The 19,210-nt window shown below is 38.0% G+C and carries 17 protein-coding genes; 13 read left to right on the forward strand and 4 right to left on the reverse strand.

Features of this window, described 5'->3' with window-relative positions; translation table 11 throughout:
- The first annotated feature begins 14 nt into the window (after window positions 1-14).
- The 8 genes from ABVM49_RS13265 to ABVM49_RS13300 all read left to right on the forward strand — a co-directional run bounded on the left by ABVM49_RS13265 (window position 15) and on the right by ABVM49_RS13300 (window position 9,741).
- Window positions 15-965 (forward strand): septum formation inhibitor Maf, encoded by a 951-nt coding sequence (locus ABVM49_RS13265; RefSeq protein WP_405202348.1) that lies wholly within the window; start codon window positions 15-17, stop codon window positions 963-965.
- Window positions 965-2,077, forward strand: a complete 1,113-nt coding sequence (corA, locus tag ABVM49_RS13270) for a magnesium/cobalt transporter CorA (protein ID WP_405202349.1) — start codon at window positions 965-967, stop codon at window positions 2,075-2,077. The genes ABVM49_RS13265 and corA overlap by 1 nt, the downstream gene beginning before the upstream one ends.
- A complete protein-coding gene (locus tag ABVM49_RS13275) occupies window positions 2,068-2,646 on the forward strand; it encodes a mechanosensitive ion channel domain-containing protein (protein ID WP_405202350.1) in 579 nt (192 codons plus the stop codon). Before corA ends, ABVM49_RS13275 begins: the two co-directional genes overlap by 10 nt.
- Before the next feature lie 75 nt (window positions 2,647-2,721).
- Window positions 2,722-5,259: a PIG-L family deacetylase gene (locus tag ABVM49_RS13280; protein ID WP_405202352.1), complete on the forward strand. Its 2,538-nt coding sequence runs from the start codon at window positions 2,722-2,724 to the stop codon at window positions 5,257-5,259.
- A gap of 111 nt (window positions 5,260-5,370) precedes the next feature.
- Window positions 5,371-7,086 carry a sodium:solute symporter gene (locus ABVM49_RS13285; protein ID WP_405202353.1) on the forward strand — a complete coding sequence of 572 codons (1,716 nt, stop codon included), beginning with the start codon at window positions 5,371-5,373 and terminating at the stop codon, window positions 7,084-7,086.
- Between the two features lie 56 nt (window positions 7,087-7,142).
- Window positions 7,143-8,111 carry a Gfo/Idh/MocA family protein gene (locus ABVM49_RS13290; RefSeq protein ID WP_405202354.1) on the forward strand — a complete coding sequence of 323 codons (969 nt, stop codon included), beginning with the start codon at window positions 7,143-7,145 and terminating at the stop codon, window positions 8,109-8,111.
- A gap of 139 nt (window positions 8,112-8,250) precedes the next feature.
- Window positions 8,251-8,667 carry a DUF2141 domain-containing protein gene (locus ABVM49_RS13295; protein WP_405202355.1) on the forward strand — a complete coding sequence of 139 codons (417 nt, stop codon included), beginning with the start codon at window positions 8,251-8,253 and terminating at the stop codon, window positions 8,665-8,667.
- A gap of 135 nt (window positions 8,668-8,802) precedes the next feature.
- Entirely contained in the window at window positions 8,803-9,741 is a 939-nt protein-coding gene (locus ABVM49_RS13300; RefSeq protein WP_038596662.1) for a LysR family transcriptional regulator, read from the forward strand.
- 48 nt (window positions 9,742-9,789) lie between these two features.
- Here ABVM49_RS13300 and ABVM49_RS13305 read toward each other — a convergent pair whose 3' ends face one another.
- The 4 genes from ABVM49_RS13305 to ABVM49_RS13320 all read right to left on the reverse strand — a co-directional run bounded on the left by ABVM49_RS13305 (window position 9,790) and on the right by ABVM49_RS13320 (window position 13,643).
- Complete coding sequence (locus ABVM49_RS13305; RefSeq protein ID WP_021779418.1) at window positions 9,790-9,987, reverse strand: hypothetical protein; 198 nt, start codon at window positions 9,985-9,987, stop codon at window positions 9,790-9,792.
- A gap of 148 nt (window positions 9,988-10,135) precedes the next feature.
- Complete coding sequence (locus ABVM49_RS13310; protein ID WP_375253086.1) at window positions 10,136-10,936, reverse strand: TIGR00266 family protein; 801 nt, start codon at window positions 10,934-10,936, stop codon at window positions 10,136-10,138.
- Between the two features lie 118 nt (window positions 10,937-11,054).
- Window positions 11,055-11,429 (reverse strand): hypothetical protein, encoded by a 375-nt coding sequence (locus ABVM49_RS13315; RefSeq protein ID WP_405202356.1) that lies wholly within the window; start codon window positions 11,427-11,429, stop codon window positions 11,055-11,057.
- Between the two features lie 48 nt (window positions 11,430-11,477).
- Window positions 11,478-13,643 carry a TonB-dependent receptor gene (locus tag ABVM49_RS13320; protein ID WP_405202357.1) on the reverse strand — a complete coding sequence of 722 codons (2,166 nt, stop codon included), beginning with the start codon at window positions 13,641-13,643 and terminating at the stop codon, window positions 11,478-11,480.
- 119 nt (window positions 13,644-13,762) lie between these two features.
- Here ABVM49_RS13320 and ABVM49_RS13325 point away from each other — a divergent pair, with 119 nt between their 5' ends.
- The 5 genes from ABVM49_RS13325 to ABVM49_RS13345 all read left to right on the forward strand — a co-directional run bounded on the left by ABVM49_RS13325 (window position 13,763) and on the right by ABVM49_RS13345 (window position 19,119).
- Window positions 13,763-14,362, forward strand: coding sequence for a YdeI family protein (locus tag ABVM49_RS13325; RefSeq protein WP_375253089.1), 600 nt, complete (start codon window positions 13,763-13,765; stop codon window positions 14,360-14,362).
- An 18-nt stretch (window positions 14,363-14,380) separates the two neighbouring features.
- On the forward strand, window positions 14,381-14,794 hold the full coding sequence (locus ABVM49_RS13330; protein ID WP_405202358.1) for a DUF1801 domain-containing protein: 414 nt from the start codon (window positions 14,381-14,383) through the stop codon (window positions 14,792-14,794).
- Between the two features lie 344 nt (window positions 14,795-15,138).
- Window positions 15,139-17,799 carry a choice-of-anchor I family protein gene (locus ABVM49_RS13335; RefSeq protein ID WP_405202359.1) on the forward strand — a complete coding sequence of 887 codons (2,661 nt, stop codon included), beginning with the start codon at window positions 15,139-15,141 and terminating at the stop codon, window positions 17,797-17,799.
- A gap of 212 nt (window positions 17,800-18,011) precedes the next feature.
- Window positions 18,012-18,506, forward strand: a complete 495-nt coding sequence (locus tag ABVM49_RS13340) for an RNA polymerase sigma factor (protein WP_038596653.1) — start codon at window positions 18,012-18,014, stop codon at window positions 18,504-18,506.
- 4 nt (window positions 18,507-18,510) lie between these two features.
- Window positions 18,511-19,119: a hypothetical protein gene (locus ABVM49_RS13345; protein ID WP_405202360.1), complete on the forward strand. Its 609-nt coding sequence runs from the start codon at window positions 18,511-18,513 to the stop codon at window positions 19,117-19,119.
- Window positions 19,120-19,210: the final 91 nt, after the last annotated feature.

Genomic DNA, 19,210 nt, shown 5'->3' on the forward strand with positions numbered 1-19,210 from the left:
ATTAAAAATAAATTATGGGATTCTTAAAAAAAATGTTTGCCCTAGAGCGTGCTATATTCTTTTTTATAGTGGCTATTGCGTTACTTGCGATGCTTATAAGTTGTAAAAAAGAGACTGGGGATGATATCGCTTTCGCGAAAGCGGACTCAATTCAAAAAAACACCGCAGAAAAACGTAATTTATCTCAAGAGTGGAAAGATTACTGGTATGCCGGCACTGCCGAAATTTCTTCTTATAAACTAGATCAAGCACGATATGACGAGATAAGACCAGGCACAGCAGTCTTGATTTATGTAACTGAAGATTTCTTACCAAAAGAACAAGTAAAAGCAGATGCCCAAAACGATAGCAACATCCCTGTACTCAAGCTCAATGCTACCAAAAAGTTTGTGACAGGCATCTACCCTTACTCCATAATGACGAGCACATTTTATCCCGTTACCGAAAAAAAACACGCTGTAAAAGTATCACAGAGCACACAAGAATGGTGCGGTCACGTATATGCACAACTTAATAACAGAGGAGACTTTGAAGTGACCTCTCACTCCTACTTTCAATCTGAGGCAGACCAAGAAATGAATCTCCCAAAGGATATACTAGAAAATGAATTATGGACTCAGATACGCCTTGACCCAACCTCGCTCCCTACCGGATCTTTTAAGGCAATACCTAATCTTGAATATATACGTAACTCACATAAAGAACTTAGAGCATATGATGCAACAGCAACCATAGAAAATGGGACGTATACTATTACCTACCCTAGCCTACAACGCAGTGTTGTAATACACTTCTCTCCTCAATTTCCATATACTATAGAAGGCTGGACAGAGACATTTCCTCAAGGGCGCGACGGCACGCCTATGACAACAACTGCCACCAAAATAAAGACAATTAAAAGTGCATACTGGGGTAAAAAAAGTATTGCAGATGAAGCTTTGCGTACAGAACTACAACTAGACTAATGAAAAGACTACGCAAACAACTTAAAAAAGTCAATCCATTTACCAGTGCAAATGTGATGTCTAAGGATGTGATAAAGGAACAAATGTCACACGCCCCAGGTCACGTGGTCTATACTGGTTCAAAAGAGATAAAAGATGTCCTCATAGATGTTTTTGACTACAATGCAACCTTTGTAGAAGAAGAAACAGTACACGAGTTATCCAGCTATACAAAAGACACAGACGAAAAAACGGTTACCTGGGTAAATGTAAATGGTCTTTCTGACACACAAGCTCTTACAGATATATCACACAAGTATGACCTACACCCACTGGTGATGGAAGATGTGGCAAATACCAGCCAGCGACCCAAACTAGATGAGTATCCAGATCATTTATTTATTGTTTTTAAAATGCTCTATCACGATACAGATGGTAAATTAAACACGGAGCACATAAGTCTTATTCTGGGCAAGTCTTATGTCTTGCTTATGCAAGAGTATGATGGTGACGTTTTTGACGGGATTAGAGATCGTATACGCCTATCTAAAGGTCGCGTGCGCACTACTGGGGCAGATTACCTAATGTATGCACTTATGGATGCTGTAATAGATCACTACTTTATAATTATAGAGACCCTAAGCGATAAAATAGAAGATCTAGAAGAAAGGATATATACAAGCCCTTCAGAAAACTATTCACAAGAGATACAACAGCTCAAAAAAGAGGTGATACAAGTACGCAGGTCAATATTTCCGTTACGGGAGGTTGTAAATAAGCTAGAAAAAGTAGATAATCACCTCATACTTAAAAAAACGCAAGTCTTTGTACGTGATCTTTATGATCATACCATACAGGTAATTGAGACTGTAGAAGTTTATAGAGATACCATAGCAGGACTAATGGATATGAACTCAACAAACATCGCAAACCGTATGAACGAGGTGATGAAGGTGCTTACTATTATCGCTACTATTTTTATACCTATGACTTTTCTTGCAGGAATTTATGGGATGAATTTTCAACATATTCCAGAGTTACAAATGCAAAATGGTTACTACTACTTCTGGGGAGCTATGGTTTTTATATTTATAGGTTCTATCATATATTTTAAGCGCAAAAAATGGCTGTAGAATTTATAAACTTATACAGAGAGCAACTTATAGAAAGTGCCATCGTGGCGGTTGTTATGATAGGCCTACGTATGGTGATTTCTTACTTTGTAAATCGTTTTTCAGATAGAAAAAATAAGGTAAAGCAACGTGCAAATCTAGTAATGAAGTATGTAGATTTTATTCTTATCCTCATTGCCTCTGTGTTTGCTTTTCTTATCTGGAGTCTTAATGCTAGAGATATAGGCGTGTATGCCTCTTCGGTTTTTGCTCTTATAGGTATAGGTTTTTTTGCACAATGGTCTGTATTAAGTAATATGACTTCTGGTGTTATTATATTTTTTACACTTCCTTATAAAATAGGAGATCGTATAAAAATACACGACAAAGATTTTCCCATAATTGCCATCATAGAAGACATAAAAGGCTTCCATATGAATTTGCGCACAGATGATGGCGGCCTGCATACCTATCCCAACAGTCTTATTATGCAAAAAGGAGTCACCTTAGTACAAGACGGTGTCGCCACCCGCATAGTAGATCCCGTAGATGGCACTCAAGATAATGAGCATTTTAACAAGCCTGTATAATCGTTAAAGAAAACTTAAAGAAAACCTCCTAGGCATTGATATTAGGTATATTTGAGTGATACCAACACGCTCAATATGACACGCAAATCCTATGTGATTTTTGTTCTGATTTCTTTTTTTGCTTTCGCGAAAGCGTACTCACAAGGAATCACTGTACAGCCCAGTAAACCTACAGCTAGCGAAATTTATGAAGACCTAAAAAAGCTAAATTTCTTAGGATCTGTACTATATGTTGCCGCGCACCCAGATGACGAGAATACAACAGCTATCTCCTACTTTGCAAATACTGTTAAAGCAAGAACGGCATACTTATCACTCACAAGAGGTGATGGTGGCCAGAATATTATAGGGCCAGAACTAAGGGAACTTTTAGGAGTAATACGCACTAATGAGTTACTTGCTGCTCGTGCAACAGATGGTGGAGAGCAACGTTTTACACGTGCAAACGATTTTGGTTACTCAAAACACCCAGATGAGACACTTGCCATCTGGAACAAAGAAGAAGTACTGGGTGATGTAGTATGGGCAATACGTACTTTTAAGCCAGATGTAATCATTAATAGATTTAATCACAGAACACCAGGAAGCACACACGGGCATCACACCTCTAGTGCAATGCTCTCTGTAGAGGCATATGATCTCGCTGGAGACGCCTCAAAATATTCAGATCAATTACAATACACAGATACGTGGTCACCACAAAGACAATTCTTTAATACCTCTTGGTGGTTTTATGGAAGTAGAGAAAAATTTGAAGCGGCAGATAAGTCTAACCTTGTGAAAGTAGATGTAGGTACCTTCTACCCTGGTTTAGGGTTATCAAATACAGAGATATCTTCCCTTAGTAGAAGCCAGCATAAGTCTCAAGGATTTGGTAATACGGGCTCGCGTGGTACTAGTGATACTTATTTTGAGTTATTACGTGGAGAAATGCCTACTAACGATGATGTTTTTCAAGGTATTAACACCACTTGGACACGTGTTAAAGGAGGAAAAGCAATAAAGACAATACTAGACAACCTAGTTGCAACCTATGACTTTACTGCGCCAGATAAGAGTATACCACAACTTATGAAGGCATATGCCCTCGTGCAACAACTAGAAGACACACACTGGAAAAACATAAAGTCTAAAGAACTTGAGACAATTATCACTGCAGTGACAGGGCTTTACCTAGAAGCAAAAGCAGATACTAATTATGCAACTACAGGCAGCTCAATAAAACTAGATATAGAAGCTATAAATAGAAGTACTCAGTCTGTGATGCTCAAAAAAGCTACCGTAACAGTTACAGATAACGTAGTGGCGTCTAATCAACCACTAGAAAATAATGAGCGTTATACTACATCAACAACCCTTTCAGTAAGTGATGATTTTAAAGAAACCTCAGCTTATTGGTTACGAGAAGAAGGTACTTTAGGTATGTACAAGGTTGCAGACCAGCAAATGATAGGTAAGCCAGAAACACCACAAGAAAACACAGTCACATTTGACCTTATCATTTCGGGAGTGCCTATAAGTATCACAAAACCTATCGTCTATAAATACAATGACAGAGTAAAAGGTGAAGTGTATGAGCCTTTTGAAATTGTACCAGCTGTGTCATCCAGACTAGAGTCTAAGGTGATCATTTTCGCGAAAGCGGAATCAAAAAAAATACCCGTAACAGTCACAGCACATCAAGCTAATTTTACAGGAACGGTTATGCTAGACAAACCATCTGGATGGACGGTATCGCCTGCTAGTTATGATGTTTCTATAGCAAATAAGGGAGAAGAAAAAGAGTTTGTATTTACAGTAACACCACCAGCTGGTGATAGCGAGGGTGATTTGAGTCCGCGTGTGGTTTCTGGTGGAAAGACGTATACTAAAGAGCTTATAAAAATAGACTACGCTCACATCCCGCTGCAGTCATTATTCTTGCCTAATAAAGCACGTGTTGTACGACTAGACATTGCACGCAAGGGTAACTACATAGGCTATATACAGGGAGCTGGAGATGCAGTACCAGATAACCTCGAGCAGATAGGTTATCAAGTTGCAGTGATAGACCCTGCGACCATAACACCAGAGTTGCTATCACAGTTTGACGCTGTAGTTGTAGGTATACGTGCTTATAATGTGGTAGATGAGATGCAAGCAAAACAACCACTGCTACTAGATTATGTAAAAGATGGCGGAACACTTATCGCACAATACAACACCTCTGGACGCTGGGGCAACACAAAAATAGGAGCTCCGTATGAGCTTACACTTTCTAGAGACCGTGTGACAGATGAAAATAGCGAGGTGAGAATCCTAGCAAAAGATCACCCGCTTATGAATTTTCCTAACAAGTTATCTCAACAAGATTTTCAAGGATGGACACAAGAGCGAGGCCTTTATTTTCCAAATAAATGGTCTAGTGAGTACACGCCTATTTTATCTATGAACGATAAGGGAGAAACTGCAAAAGATGGAAGTCTTCTCATCGCAGCATATGGTAAAGGACATTATATCTACACTGGCTTAAGCTTTTTTAGAGAGTTACCAGCTGGAGTGTCTGGGGCATACAAGCTATTTGCAAATATGCTTAGTGTAGGTAAACAAGAGCAGCAAGATATCAAACAGTAATTATGAACAAGCCATCCTCGTACACCTGGAAGAAGAAATACACAATCATCTTATTGCTTAATCTAGCATACTTTATTGCTTTCTACTTCTTAATGACCTCATTCTCATAATATGGAAACTATAGACTGGGCTGTACTTGCATTTACCTTAATTTTTATTGTGGTTTATGGAACCTATAAAACACAAGGAAGTAAAAATGCCGAAGAATATATAAAAGGCGGTAACTCCTCAAAATGGTGGACCGTAGGTCTCTCTGTAATGGCAACACAGGCGAGTGCCATCACTTTTTTATCTACTACGGGACAAGGTTTTTATGATGGAATGGGATTTGTACAATTCTATTTTGGACTGCCTATTGCAATGGTCATTATATGTCTTGTTTTTATCCCTATATACCACAGGCTTAAGGTCTTTACTGCTTACGAGTATCTAGAGAGTAGGTTTGATCTTAAAACACGCTCACTAGCTGCTATCCTCTTTTTAATACAGCGTAGTCTTGCAGCAGGTATTACTATCTATGCTCCTGCCATCATTCTCTCTGCCGTATTAGGTTGGGATCTTACAATGCTCAATATTCTTATAGGTATCGTTGTGATTATCTATACCGTTTCTGGTGGGACAAAGGCAGTAAGTATTACACAAAAGCAACAAATGGCAGTCATCTTTGCAGGGATGGCTATTGCTTTTTACCTCATACTCGACAAACTTCCAGAAAACATAAACTTTACAGATGCGCTAAGTATCGCCGGTGCTGGCGAAAAAATGAACCTATTAGATTTTTCTTTTGACCTTAGTAATAGATATACGGTCTGGACAGGTCTGTTAGGAGGTACCTTTTTAATGCTCTCTTACTTTGGAACAGACCAGAGTCAAGTGCAGCGTTACCTCTCTGGTAAAAATGTAAAGGAAATGCAAATGGGTCTTCTCTTTAACGGCGCTCTTAAAATCCCGATGCAGTTTTTCATACTACTGGTAGGTGTGATGGTTTTTGTCTTTTATCAGTTTAATAGTGCACCACTACACTTTAATCCTGCGGCGACAGATGCAGTTAAATCATCTATTTATGCAAGTGAATTTGCCTCGCTAGAAGAACAACTTCTTACAAACCAAGAACTACAAAAACAAGCAGCATTTAACTATGCTCAAGACCCTACTCTTGACACTTATGAGCGAGATGGTGAGACGCTATCTTACATCACTACCTATGAGAATAGAGATAAACAGTTACGTAAAAAAGGAAAAACTATTATCGCAAAAGCTGCTCCAGAGGTAGAAAATAATGACAAAGACTATGTCTTCATACACTTTATACTTAACAACTTACCTAATGGCCTTATAGGCTTGCTTCTTGCTGTAATATTAAGTGCTGCAATGTCATCTACCGCATCTGAACTTAATGCACTTGGTGCAACCACAGCCGTAGATCTTTACAAGCGCAACTACAAAGGAGAGATGACAGATGCGCTATATGTAAAAAGCACCAAAGGTTTTACACTTATGTGGGGTATACTCGCCATTATTGTAGCCTGTACGGCCAGCCTTTTTGAAAACTTAATACAGCTAGTAAACATTATAGGTTCTATTTTTTATGGAAATATCTTAGGGATATTTTTACTAGCCTTCTTTATAAAATTTGTAAAAAGCAATGCCGTATTTATCGCAGCGCTTATCACGCAGGTAATTATTATTATCGTTTACGGCTTGATACATTATGATATTATAGAGTTTCCATACTTGTGGCTTAACGTAGTAGGTTGTGGTCTTGTGATGGGGCTAGCAATGTTGCTACAGGCAAGCTTTGGAAGTTCTGATAAGGACTATGTGTAATTTTCTTTTTTGAACGCTTTCGCGAAAGCAAAATACTTTTATAAATAACAACCACTATGACAAACTGGGCAATACTAGGCTGCGGAAAGATAGCTGGCAAATTTGCAAATGACCTCCTCCTCACCGAGGGTGCAAACTTATATGCCGTAGCGAGTCGTGATAAAGAAAAGGCCGCAAACTTTGGTAATACCTACAAAGCCGTAAAGTCTTATGGTAGTTATGAAGAGATGGCGCAAGATCCAGACATAGACATTGTTTATATCGCTACGCCACATATGTTTCATAAGGAAAATACGCTCCTGTGCTTATCAAATAACAAGGCTGTGCTCTGCGAGAAAGCTTTTGCTATGAATCTTGAAGAGGTTGAGGAGATGATAGCTTTCGCGAAAGCGAAAAAAATATTCCTAATGGAAGCATTATGGACACACTTTTTACCACATTATAAATTTGTACTTAACAAAGTAGCTGGGGGCACCTTAGGAGAGATACAATCACTTAAGGCAGATTTTGGTTTTAATAGTCCGTTTGACACGACTTCTAGGCTGTACAATAAATCACTTGGTGGCGGTAGTTTACTAGACGTGGGTATCTATCCTGTTTTTGCAGCGCTCTCTTTACTTGGTTACACAGAAGATATAGAGGCTAAGGCTACTCTGGGCCCTACTGGGGTAGATCATAACTGCTCGATGCACTTACGTTATACTCAAGATGTGGAGGTTCAATTATTTTCGGCGATAGATGAGGAGACACCTACACGCTGCCATATTATTTTAGAAAAAGGAGAAATTATCATAAACAGCCGTTTTCACGAACCGAGCTCAGTAACCCTTACCGAAAATGGAGTGACAGAAACACTAGAATTTTCTAGGCCTAAAGATGTAAATGGATATCATTATGAGATACTACATTGTCAAGAGATGCTTGCCTTAAGAAAGACTGAGAGTGATGTGATGACATTTTCTAAGAGTAAAGAACTTATTATGATGCTAGATACTATACGAGCGCAAATAGGGTTATCTTATTAAAAATGAGCTCTTACATTTAGATTATTACAACTCAGTCTCATAAAATGACGGTTGGGTAACAGCAGATTGTTTTCACGAAAGTGTGGTGATACATTTACATCATCAATTAAAAACAACAACTCTAAAAATCTAATCATTTATGAGAACAATTATCTTTTTATTACTAGCAGCCGTTTCATCTTTTTCTTTTGGACAAGAAGCATCTGGAGTAACTGTAACCGTTACTATCCCAAACCTAACAAATAATGGCGGAGCTGCCTCTGCCTCATTATACACAGAAGGAACTTTTATGAAGGCAGCTCCTCTCGAAACACAGTCTGCAACACCAGAAAATAAAACAGTTACACTCGTTTTTGAAAATGTAAAGCCAGGTGAATATGGTATTATCACATTACACGATATGAATGGCAATAACCGTATGGACTTTGAAGCAAATGGTATGCCTAAAGAAGATTATGGAATTTCTGGAAGTGGTGCTGGTTTTGGCCCTCCTACTTGGAACGACGCAAAGTTTACAGTAGCATCTGAAGATCTTACACTTGAGATTAAAATGTAATTTTAGTTTCATATAACAACTCAAAAGTCTGTGTCGCGTACACAGACTTTTTTGTTTGTCCCCAGTTTACTTCTCACCTGCTTTGTAGATGGTTATAATTAATCATTTCTTATTTTTGTGGTAGATATCTTACCAATGACTATAACTCAGCTTAAATATGTGCTCGCTGTTGCAGAGCATCAAAATTTTACAAGAGCCGCTCAAAAGACTTTTGTAACCCAGCCCACGCTTAGTATGCAAATACAAAAGCTAGAGGACCAACTGGATGTGCAAATATTTGACCGTAGTAAGAAGCCTATAGAGCTTACAGATATAGGTGCAAAGATTGTACACCAGGCTCGCAATATTGTTAATGAGGCAAATCGCATTACAGATATTGTAGATCAACAAAAAGGATATATAGGTGGAGAGTTTAAGCTAGGGGTAATACCCACGGTAATGCCTACGTTATTACCTATGTTTCTTACTAATTTTATTAATAAGTACCCTAAGGTCACGCTTAAAATAGAAGAGCTTAATACAGATCAAATTATAGAGCGTCTTGAGGAAGGACATCTAGATGCAGCTATAGCCGCAACACCCCTAGAGAACCCCAATATAAAAGAGCGCCCACTGTATTACGAGCCTTTTATGGCTTACGTACCTAATAACCATAGACTAAGCGAAAAAAATCTACTTGAACCTAGTGACTTAGACACGCACGATTTATTACTTCTAGAAGATGGTCATTGTTTTAGAGATGGGGTGATTAATTTATGTACTACACCTCGTAATAAGGATAAAGAAAAATTTACACTAGAAAGTGGAAGTTTTGAAACACTTGTAAAGTTATCAAACGAAGGACTAGGGATGACGCTTTTACCTTATCTACATACGCTAGATATGCCAGCAAAGGAGCAAGAGTTATTTAAAGAATTTAAAGAACCTTCTCCTGCTAGAGAAGTGAGTATCATCTTTCATAAGAGTGAATTAAAGATGCAGATCATTGAGGCATTACGCTCTACCATAGCTGGTGTTGTAAAAGGTGCAATTACTTTTCAAAACGTACAGATTATAAGTCCACTTAATAGATAAGAGGTTTATTTATAGCATATAAAAATGCCCCGTCATACGGGGCATTTTTTATGGTTTTAAATATATTAAACATTGTCCTAGATCTGGCCTTGTCTTAACGAGTTTGTTAATCCAGATTCTTAATTCATCTATTTCGTAAGGTAGTAATCTTTTAATAGCCTTTTCTAGCTCCTTGCAGAAAAGGGAACTATCAAAACTTACCTTATCAAGAATAGTCTTTGTGTATTCAAACATTGCTCTCGCCATATTCGAAGGTTTTTTAAAGGTTAGACTTTTAATAAGTAGTTTTCAACTATATGCGTTTGCTTTTTGTTCAACCCTATAAATATACTACAAAAGCACTACAAAAGTGTTAACAACCGTGGGTTTAACTTCTTAAAAAATAGTTAATTATCTAAAAACTATTATCCCCATCTAGTAAATCTCCCAGTCCTCCTAGTATAGATCCTTCACCTCTTTTATTTCCTCCAGTTTTTGGAGCCATTGCTAGTACACGATTTGCCAGACGGCTAAAAGGTAGGGACTGTATGTAAACTGTTCCTGGCCCTGTTAAGGTTGCAAAAAACAGTCCTTCACCACCAAAAATGGTGTTTTTAATACCTCCTACAAACTCTATATCATAGTTTACAGAGCTATCAAAGCCTATGATACAACCCGTATCCACCTTGAGACGCTCGCCTGGAGCAAGTTCTTTTTTAAGCATTGTACCACCTGCGTGTACAAACGCGATACCGTCACCCTCTAGGCGCTGCATAATAAAACCTTCTCCTCCAAAAAGTCCTCTACCTAGCTTACGCGAAAATTCAATCCCAACAGATACGCCCTTTGCAGCACAAAGAAATGCATCTTTTTGACACACAAACTTCCCTCCTATCGCTCCTAAATCTATTGGAATGATTTTACCAGGATATGGAGAAGCAAAACTTACTTTCTTTTTTCCCACAACGTCATTATAGAATGCAGTCATAAACAGGCTCTCTCCAGTAAGGAGTCGCTTTCCTGCTCCAAAGATCTTGCCCATTACTCCCGTATCCTTTGCAGAGCCATCTCCAAAAATGGTTTCCATACGTATCCCTTCTTCCATCATCATAAAGCTTCCAGCCTCTGCTATTACTCCCTCTTGAGGGTCTAGCTCTACCTCAACATACTGCATCTCCTCACCGAAGATTTCATAATCTATTTCGTGTGCGTTCATTTTTCTATTTTTTTTTGATTGTGATTATAGGTAGTAAAAAAGAATACTATGTTACAGAGGTACTATAAAAAAAGCCTGTAACTAGGTTACAGGCTTAGAATATATTAGTGTGTATTATTTATAATTCCTCTAGTTCATAACTTAACACTTCAGTAATTAGACCGCACTCATCTGTGAGCGGGTTAATCTGTCCAGTTATAATTGTTTGATAATTATCTTTCTCAATACGTAAAGTATAACTTCCCTCGCGCTCATCTGGACCTTCATATACACCTGGAGACACTTCTGGTAATACAACTGTAAACGATTGATCCATCACCGTGATAGAAACATCTTCTAGCAGTGCATTTGTACTTGCATCACGCATAGTAATACTAAAGGTAGGAACAATCTCTGTGCTACAAGCCTCCTCTGGCTCTTGTACCATCTGGTCATCATCACCACCACAAGCAATTAAAGTTACAAAGCAAAAGACAAGAATTAGGTATTTCATAATAGGTTATTTTTTACTAAGATACTTAATTTATAAAAAGGTTGCGTTTTATAGATTATCAAGTTGGTTACTACTTTTATCATCACTTATAGTCCAGAAGAAACCTACAAAGAAAAACTGATCTGTTGCGGGTCTAAGCGCTCGCCTGTTAAACATTCCTGCTGTGTCTGGCGTATCTGCATACTGGTAACCATTTATGTTTCTTAAACCTAGCACGTTATTGATAGAGAAGTATAATATCTTTTGTTGTGATAAAAGATAGGCCCAGTTTACACTCAAGTCATTGAAGGACTTTGTATTTGCCTGTAAAAAGCCTGGGGTGTTTCGGTCTGTATAGGTTCTACCAGAACTGTGCTGAAAACTCATCCCTATTTGTGATTTCCAGTCTTCTACAAAATACTTTGCCACAATAGAGACACTATGAGGACTAGCAAAGGTAGGCCTGGCCTGCTCTGGATAGTTGAGATATTTTCTCTCTGAATCTAGATATGAATAGCTCACCCAGTAATCCATATTTTTAATACTGGTATTATCTCTCCAAAATACGTCTACACCTTGTGCATACCCGCTCCCCTCGTTTGTAAAAACACTCTCTGGGCTAGCAAACTCTGTTGTTGAAGTTATTAAATCACTATACGACTTTCTATAAGCCTCTGCTCTAAAAATACGACCGTTATCACTGTATTGATAGTTTGCAATGTAGTGTGTGGTTTTTTGAGCTTCAAAATCTTGACTAAACTTCAAAAAATCATTAAGCGGATTTTGATAAAAGTCACCATATGCAAGCGATAGTTGGCTCTTTGCTCCTGTCTTATAGGCTATACTCGCTCGAGGCGAAAATGTAACATCTTTCATATAATCTGTATAACTCGCTCTCGCTCCTAGTTTTATAGCAAAGTCTCTGGAGAAGATAATATCACTTTCGGCAAAGGCGGCTGTGATGTTACTTTTAAAATCATAGTTTCCAATAAACATATTGTCATTAACCGCAACGGTGACATCTTCATCAAAATCTGTGATAAACTGTTCGGCGCCAAAGGAGAGTTTAAATCTATTTGAAAACCTTTTCTTTAGTTTGAGCTTGAGGTGTGCACTGTTTTCTGTGTCTAGCACCTGGGTTGTAGATTGTATGTTGGCTTCATTTCGCGCAAGCGTATAACTACCTCCTGTTTGTATACTCCACGTGTCGTTAAGCATACCCGTATATGATGAGTTTACATATAAATTACTGTTAGTAAGCCCTAGATTAAATCCTTCTGGGTTGTTTATATCCTCTTGTGTGATATCAAAGCTAGTGCGATCTCCAGCGGCATAGAGTTTAAAAAGTCCATCTGTAGTTCTATATCTATATACCGCCTCTCCCGCCAGTGCTTGAAAGGGTTTATTAAAGTTATTACGATTAGGAAATAACGCAACATAAGGCGCCAGATTGATATATGAGGTGCTCAAACTGAGCGAACTCTTTTCAAATTTTCTAGTAAGACCTAGCCCTGCTCCTACAGACATTATAGAGATATCTGTTTTATTTTGATCTGGCTCATCTACCGTGTTAAGCAATAAAACACTAGACAGGGCTTCCCCATATTCGGCAGAATATCCTCCGGTAGAAAATGTGATCCCGTCAAAAAGAAATGGGCTATACCTGCCTCTTGTAGGTGTATTATTTGCCGTAGGTGTATAGGGTGTAAAAACACGTATGCCGTCTATAAATATTTGCGTCTCTCCAGCATCTCCACCACGCACAAAGAGTCTACCATCTTCGGCTACTGTGGTGGTACCTGGTAAGGTTTGTAAAGCACCTACAAAATCACCTAGCGCACTTGCTGTGGTAACCACATCTAGTGGTTTTAAAACAGATACTTTACTGTTATCACTAGCCTCAAAAGTACCTGCAGAGAGTACAACCGTGTCTAGTGAGTTTATATCATCTCGTAGTTTAATGTTAAGATTTTTTAAGGTGCTTACATTCATAAAAATCTCATAAGGCTCGTATGATAAGAAGGTGACCTTAAGTAGCTGCTCGCCAGTCTCTGTTGTTGTAAAAGAAAATACGCCTCTTGCGTCTGTGCTTGCACCGTCATAAGTACCGTCCAGAAATACATTTGCGCCTTCTATAGGCACGCCTTTGGGATCTGTCACTATGCCAGAAACGGTGGTTTGGGCAGTGAGAAAATAACTTGATAAAATGAGTAAGAGTGATAAAAGAGGTTTCATAAGTGGTTCGTTAGATTGATTGTGAGACAAATATGAAAGGAATCCCGCTTTCGCGAAAGCGTAATACTCCCAACCGTCATAATCTGTAACTCAATTGTAATTTTTTGTACATTGAGGTTATGACTAAAGATGAAAAGCTGAATAATTTTTATAATCAAGAAGTGCCTTGGCTAGCGAGCTTAAAGAAAATAAGAGCGCTTCTCAAGAGTACAGATCTGGTAGAAGATGTAAAGTGGGGAATGCCAGTTTATACCATTAATAATGATAATGTAGTAGGTGTTGCTTCTTTTAAGCAGCACTATGGCTTATGGTTTTATCAAGGTGTCTATCTTACAGATGCTGGTAAAATATTGCGTAATGCACAAGAAGGAAAAACCAAGGCAATGCGCCATTTACACTTTACAGAAGATGATATTATAGACGAAAAACTCATTACATCTTATGTAGATGAGGCTATACAAAATGCTCGAGATGGTAAAAAAATGCCTGTGGTGCGCTCTGTAAAGAAAGTGCTATTGCCTACAATGCTTAAAAATGAACTGTATAACGATGCACAGCTTAAACTACATTTTACCGCGCTCACAAAAGCAAAACAACGTGCCTATGCAGATTATATAAATGAGGCAAAGCAAGAGGCTACAAAGCGCAAGAGACTAGATCGCTGTATCCCATTTATACTTGAAGGTAAAGGAATAGATGCACTCTGGAAGAAAAACTAATTTAAAATTACCTACATCGTGTCTGACGTAAAAACCAAAAAAAATGACCAGTCTCCACTAGACTTTATAAATGCTGTTGCTCACACCACTCGCAAAGGAGACAGTCTTTACTTACTTGAACTTATGGAAACCGTAACCGGAAAGAAGCCGGTAATGTGGGGAGATAGTATTGTAGGGTATGATGAGTATGAGATGGTGTATGCCTCTGGAAGAAAAGCACACTGGCCTATGGTGGGGTTTTCTCCTCGCAAGCAAAATTTAAGCATATATATTATGCCCGGTTTTGGACTTATAGATGATCTTCTGCCGGCATTAGGTAAACACAAAACAAGTAAAGCCTGCCTGTATATAAATAAACTAGCAGATGTAGATCTGGACATACTTAAACAGATTATAGAGCGAGCGATTACCTATATGAGGGCTAAGTATTAATACATTCTTAACCTTAACATTGCAATTGAATAACACTCTAGATATACTTTTATCAAGTTATAATTCGAGATTGCTTAAAAGATTCGTTGTTTGAAAGGGCAGCGGATTTTTTTTGTTTGATGTGGTTACGCTTTCGCGAAAGCGTAATTATTTATAATTCAGAATATAATAGCCGTCATAGTCTCAAATAACCTTGTTTTAATTTTAGGTTATCATAGGGTTTTATAGACGTAAAATATGCCATAAACTTCTCAAATCGTAAAGGTTTACTAACGTTTACATTTCATCATCTGGTGTGTTGATTTCTACTTTTAAGGGATTAATCAACCACAAAAATCACACAGATGAAACAACATTACTTTTTATTACTTTTTACATTCTTATTGAACTGTAGTATACAGGCTCAAGACCTCATCATTACTGGTGTATATGACGGTCCTCTATCTGGAGGAACTCCTAAAGCGATAGAGCTTTATGTACTTAATGACATTTCTGACCTATCTATATATGGTGTTGGCTCTGCAAATAATGGAGGCGGTACAGATGGTGTAGAGCTTAGCCTAGAAGGAAGCGCAGCTGCCGGAGATTTTATATACATCGCGTCTGAGCAACCTAACTTTAATACGTTCTTTGGTTTTGATCCAGATTATGTAAATGGTGCTGCTGGTATAAATGGAGATGATGCCGTAGAGCTTTTTATGAATGATGCGGTTATTGACACCTTTGGCGATATAAACGTAGATGGAAACGGAGAAGCTTGGGAATATCTAGATGGATGGGCTTCTAGAGTAAATGAAACAGGACCAGATGGAAGTACTTTTGTAATTGCAAACTGGAGCTTTAGCGGGCCTAATGAAAATGATGATGATAATATGGCTACACAAGCAACAGCAACAAACGCCTGGCCAATAGCTACTTATGAAGCTGCAACAACCACTTTACCTACTATCACCTTTACAGAAGAAGAAACACAACTTACAGAAAATGAAGGTGCGGTAACACTAGAAGTTACAATATCTGAGTCTGCAACTGTAAGTGCTGTCATAGAAGTAAGTTATACAAATGATGAGAATGAATCATTTACAGTAGATAATGCTGTAAACTTTGTAACAGGTGAGGCTACGACACAGCAAGTAACTTTTACACCTACAGATAATGATGATCTTTCTATAGACTATTATGTATCATTAAGTCTAACAGATATTACAGGTGCTACAGAGGGTGAGACAGTATCACACGCAATATATGTAGTAGATGATGAGGCTCACGCCCCAACAGCTACAAATACCTTAGGTATGGTATTCTCAAATAACATAGAAGTAAACGGAGCTGAGATTATTACATTTGACGCTGGATCAAGCAGGCTGTTTGTATCAAATGCTGGGGATGCTGCTGTAGAGATTTTAGACTTTACAGATCCTACTTCTCTTACTGTACTAAACTCTATTGTTCTGGACACGTACGGTAGTGAGGTAACAAGCGTATCTTCATATGATGGTGTTGTAGCGGTAGCTGTACGTGCAGAAGACCAAAGTAATGGTCAAGTTGTATTTATGGATACAGACGGTACAGTTTTATCAAATGTAATGGTAGGGTCTTTACCAGATATGTTAACGTTTACTCCAGATGGATCAAAAGTACTCGTAGCAAATGAAGGAGAGCCTAATGCAGATTATACAGTAGACCCAGAAGGATCAGTATCAATTATAGACCTTGCTGCTGGCGCTGCGGCTGTGGTACAAGATGATGTGACTTCACTTTCTTTTACGAGTTTTGATTCACAATTTACAGAACTTACAGCAGCTGGGGTTCGTATTTATGGTCCAGGAGCAACTGTATCACAAGACTTAGAGCCAGAGTATATTACTGTAAGTGACGATGGGGCTACTGCCTATGTTTCACTTCAAGAAAACAACGCATATGCCGTAGTAGATATCGCTGCTGCAACGATTACATCTATAATACCTTATGGATATAAAGATCACCAATTACCAGAAAATGCTATAGATGCTTCAAACAGCTTAGACTTTGTCTTTATGTCTACTTGGCAAACTTTAGGAATGTATCAACCAGATGCTATTGCAAATTATACTGTAGATGGCACACAATACCTTGTAATTGCAAATGAAGGTGACTCAAGAGATTATGATGGATACAGCGAAGAAGAGCGTGTAAAAGATCTTGACCTTGATCCTATTGCGTATCCTAATGCAAGTATCTTACAACAAGACGAAACACTAGGAAGACTTAAAACAACAAGCGCTACTGGTGATTTAGATGGTGATGGAGACATAGACCAGATTTACTCTTATGGTGGACGTTCTTTTGCTATTCTTAATGCAGAGACAGGTGCTATTGTTTATGACAGTGGAGATTTACTAGAGCGCATAACTTCTGAAGATGAAGTATACGGAGCCATCTTTAACGCTACAGATGATGAAAATGCGTTTAAAAACAGATCTGATGATAAGGGACCAGAACCAGAAGCCGTAACCCTTGCAATGATAGATGACGTTTGGTATGCCTTTGTAGGTCTTGAGCGCATAGGTGGTGTAGCTGTATTTAATATTTCAGATCCAGAAGCGCCAGTATTTGAAACCTATGTAAATAATCGCGATGTAACACCAGATGCCGAAGATCCTGCAGGTGATCTTGCTCCAGAAGGAATTGTTTACATACAGCCAGAAGATAACGCTACAAACACGGGACTTATAGTTGTGGCAAATGAAGTAAGTTCTACAGTATCTGTGTACACACTCGCAAATGATGTACTCTCAACAGATGACTTTAATGCAGAAGCTAGCCAGACAGTTGCCTACCCTAATCCTACCGTAGGTAACACACTTTACTTTACAAAAAACACAAGCTTTACACTTGTAGATATTTTAGGTAGAGTATTAATATCGTCTAAGGAAGTAACAAAGGCAGACATAAGTACACTTACTACAGGTGTTTATATTGTAAACTTTGAAGATGGCACAAGCCAGAAGATTATCAAGAACTAAGTAAAAACAATTACTTTTAAAGCTCCTTTATCTATCTTGGGTAAAGGAGCTTTTTCTTTTTAAGAAAACAGGTATTAGTACGTTTTCGCGAAAGCGTAACAAAGAAAACCACACACCAACGCACTGTCCTTCAATAAATAAAAAAACTTTTTACAACAGCGTGTAACACTTTGTAAGAATAACCTACTTATAGATAACAAAGCCACCAACCATTGGACAAAACCACCGAAGAAAAATTTGTTACCCTACTGGAGGAGAACCAGAATATTGTGCACAAAATATGCAGGTTGTATACAAACAATCGTGACCAGCACAATGACCTCTTTCAAGAGATAACGATACAGTTATGGCGTGCCTTCCCTAAGTTTAGAGGAGATTCAAAATTCAGTACCTGGATGTACCGAGTGGGTCTCAACACTGCCATCACTTTATATCGTAAGTCTAAGAGAACGGTACAAACACAAGATTTTGACTCTGTGATGTTCCGCATCTCTTCTGAGGAGTATGATGATACGGTAGAGCAACAATTAAAGTTAATGTACAGCGCCGTAAAGGAGCTTAACGATATAGACAAAGCACTTGTGTTTTTATATCTAGAAGATAAAAATTATAGCGAGATCTCAGAAACCTTAGGTATCACAGAGGTAAATGCTAGAGTAAAGATGAATAGAGTGAAGAAAAAGCTCAAGAAAATATTAAACCCATAATCATATGGTAGACGAATTAGAGTTGCTAAAAAAAGATTGGCAAAAACAAGAAGACACCCTTCCTAAATACACAAAGGAAGATTTGTACCCTATGCTCCTTAAGAAGTCTTCTTCTATAGTGAAGCTTATATTTATTATAAGTCTTATAGAATTTGCTTTTTGGATTGTACTCTCATTTGCTTTTAACGATAATGAGACAAAAGCTTTTGAAAAACAGTTTGGGTTACAAACCTTTGATACTATCGTACTTGTTGTGCATCTTACGGCTCTTGTCGTTTTTGCCGTGTGGTTTTATAAAAACTTCAAAAAAATACAAGCGACAGACTCTGCAAAAGTATTAATGAAAAATATTATCAAAACGCGTAATACGGTAAAGTACTACATATGGTTTAGTATGGCATTTGTAGCAATTGCCTCTACTATTGCTTATGCAATTATGATACAAAATAACCCAGCCCTTGCAGATGAGAATTTACTTTACCTCTCACTCAAATTTATTGTTGTAATAACTATAGCCCTTGGATTACTATGGGGACTTTATAGAATTATTTATGGGTTATTATTAAGAAAGCTCAATAGAAATTATAGAGAACTTAAGAAATTAGAAATTTAACTGTAGGGGGTTTAAATTTCTATACAAGGCAATAGGTCAAGCTGTTGCCTTACCATAAAAAAAGCGAGAATACCTACTGGTATTCTCGCTT

Origin of the sequence: Dokdonia sp. LLG6352-1 (assembly GCF_045055815.1) — a bacterium.
Lineage (GTDB): Bacteria > Bacteroidota > Bacteroidia > Flavobacteriales > Flavobacteriaceae > Dokdonia > Dokdonia donghaensis.

Excerpts from the sequence above, each read along its gene's own strand:
- ABVM49_RS13265 (WP_405202348.1), top strand. The coding sequence starts at position 15 with ATGGGATTCTTAAAAAAAATGTTTGCCCTAGAGCGTGCTATATTCTTT.
- corA (WP_405202349.1), top strand. The coding sequence starts at position 965 with ATGAAAAGACTACGCAAACAACTTAAAAAAGTCAATCCATTTACCAGT.
- ABVM49_RS13275 (WP_405202350.1), top strand. The coding sequence starts at position 2,068 with ATGGCTGTAGAATTTATAAACTTATACAGAGAGCAACTTATAGAAAGT.
- ABVM49_RS13280 (WP_405202352.1), top strand. The coding sequence starts at position 2,722 with ATGACACGCAAATCCTATGTGATTTTTGTTCTGATTTCTTTTTTTGCT.
- ABVM49_RS13285 (WP_405202353.1), top strand. The coding sequence starts at position 5,371 with ATGGAAACTATAGACTGGGCTGTACTTGCATTTACCTTAATTTTTATT.
- ABVM49_RS13290 (WP_405202354.1), top strand. The coding sequence starts at position 7,143 with ATGACAAACTGGGCAATACTAGGCTGCGGAAAGATAGCTGGCAAATTT.
- ABVM49_RS13295 (WP_405202355.1), top strand. The coding sequence starts at position 8,251 with ATGAGAACAATTATCTTTTTATTACTAGCAGCCGTTTCATCTTTTTCT.
- ABVM49_RS13300 (WP_038596662.1), top strand. The coding sequence starts at position 8,803 with ATGACTATAACTCAGCTTAAATATGTGCTCGCTGTTGCAGAGCATCAA.
- ABVM49_RS13305 (WP_021779418.1), bottom strand. The coding sequence starts at position 9,987 with ATGGCGAGAGCAATGTTTGAATACACAAAGACTATTCTTGATAAGGTA.
- ABVM49_RS13310 (WP_375253086.1), bottom strand. The coding sequence starts at position 10,936 with ATGAACGCACACGAAATAGATTATGAAATCTTCGGTGAGGAGATGCAG.
- ABVM49_RS13315 (WP_405202356.1), bottom strand. The coding sequence starts at position 11,429 with ATGAAATACCTAATTCTTGTCTTTTGCTTTGTAACTTTAATTGCTTGT.
- ABVM49_RS13320 (WP_405202357.1), bottom strand. The coding sequence starts at position 13,643 with ATGAAACCTCTTTTATCACTCTTACTCATTTTATCAAGTTATTTTCTC.
- ABVM49_RS13325 (WP_375253089.1), top strand. The coding sequence starts at position 13,763 with ATGACTAAAGATGAAAAGCTGAATAATTTTTATAATCAAGAAGTGCCT.
- ABVM49_RS13335 (WP_405202359.1), top strand. The coding sequence starts at position 15,139 with ATGAAACAACATTACTTTTTATTACTTTTTACATTCTTATTGAACTGT.
- ABVM49_RS13345 (WP_405202360.1), top strand. The coding sequence starts at position 18,511 with ATGGTAGACGAATTAGAGTTGCTAAAAAAAGATTGGCAAAAACAAGAA.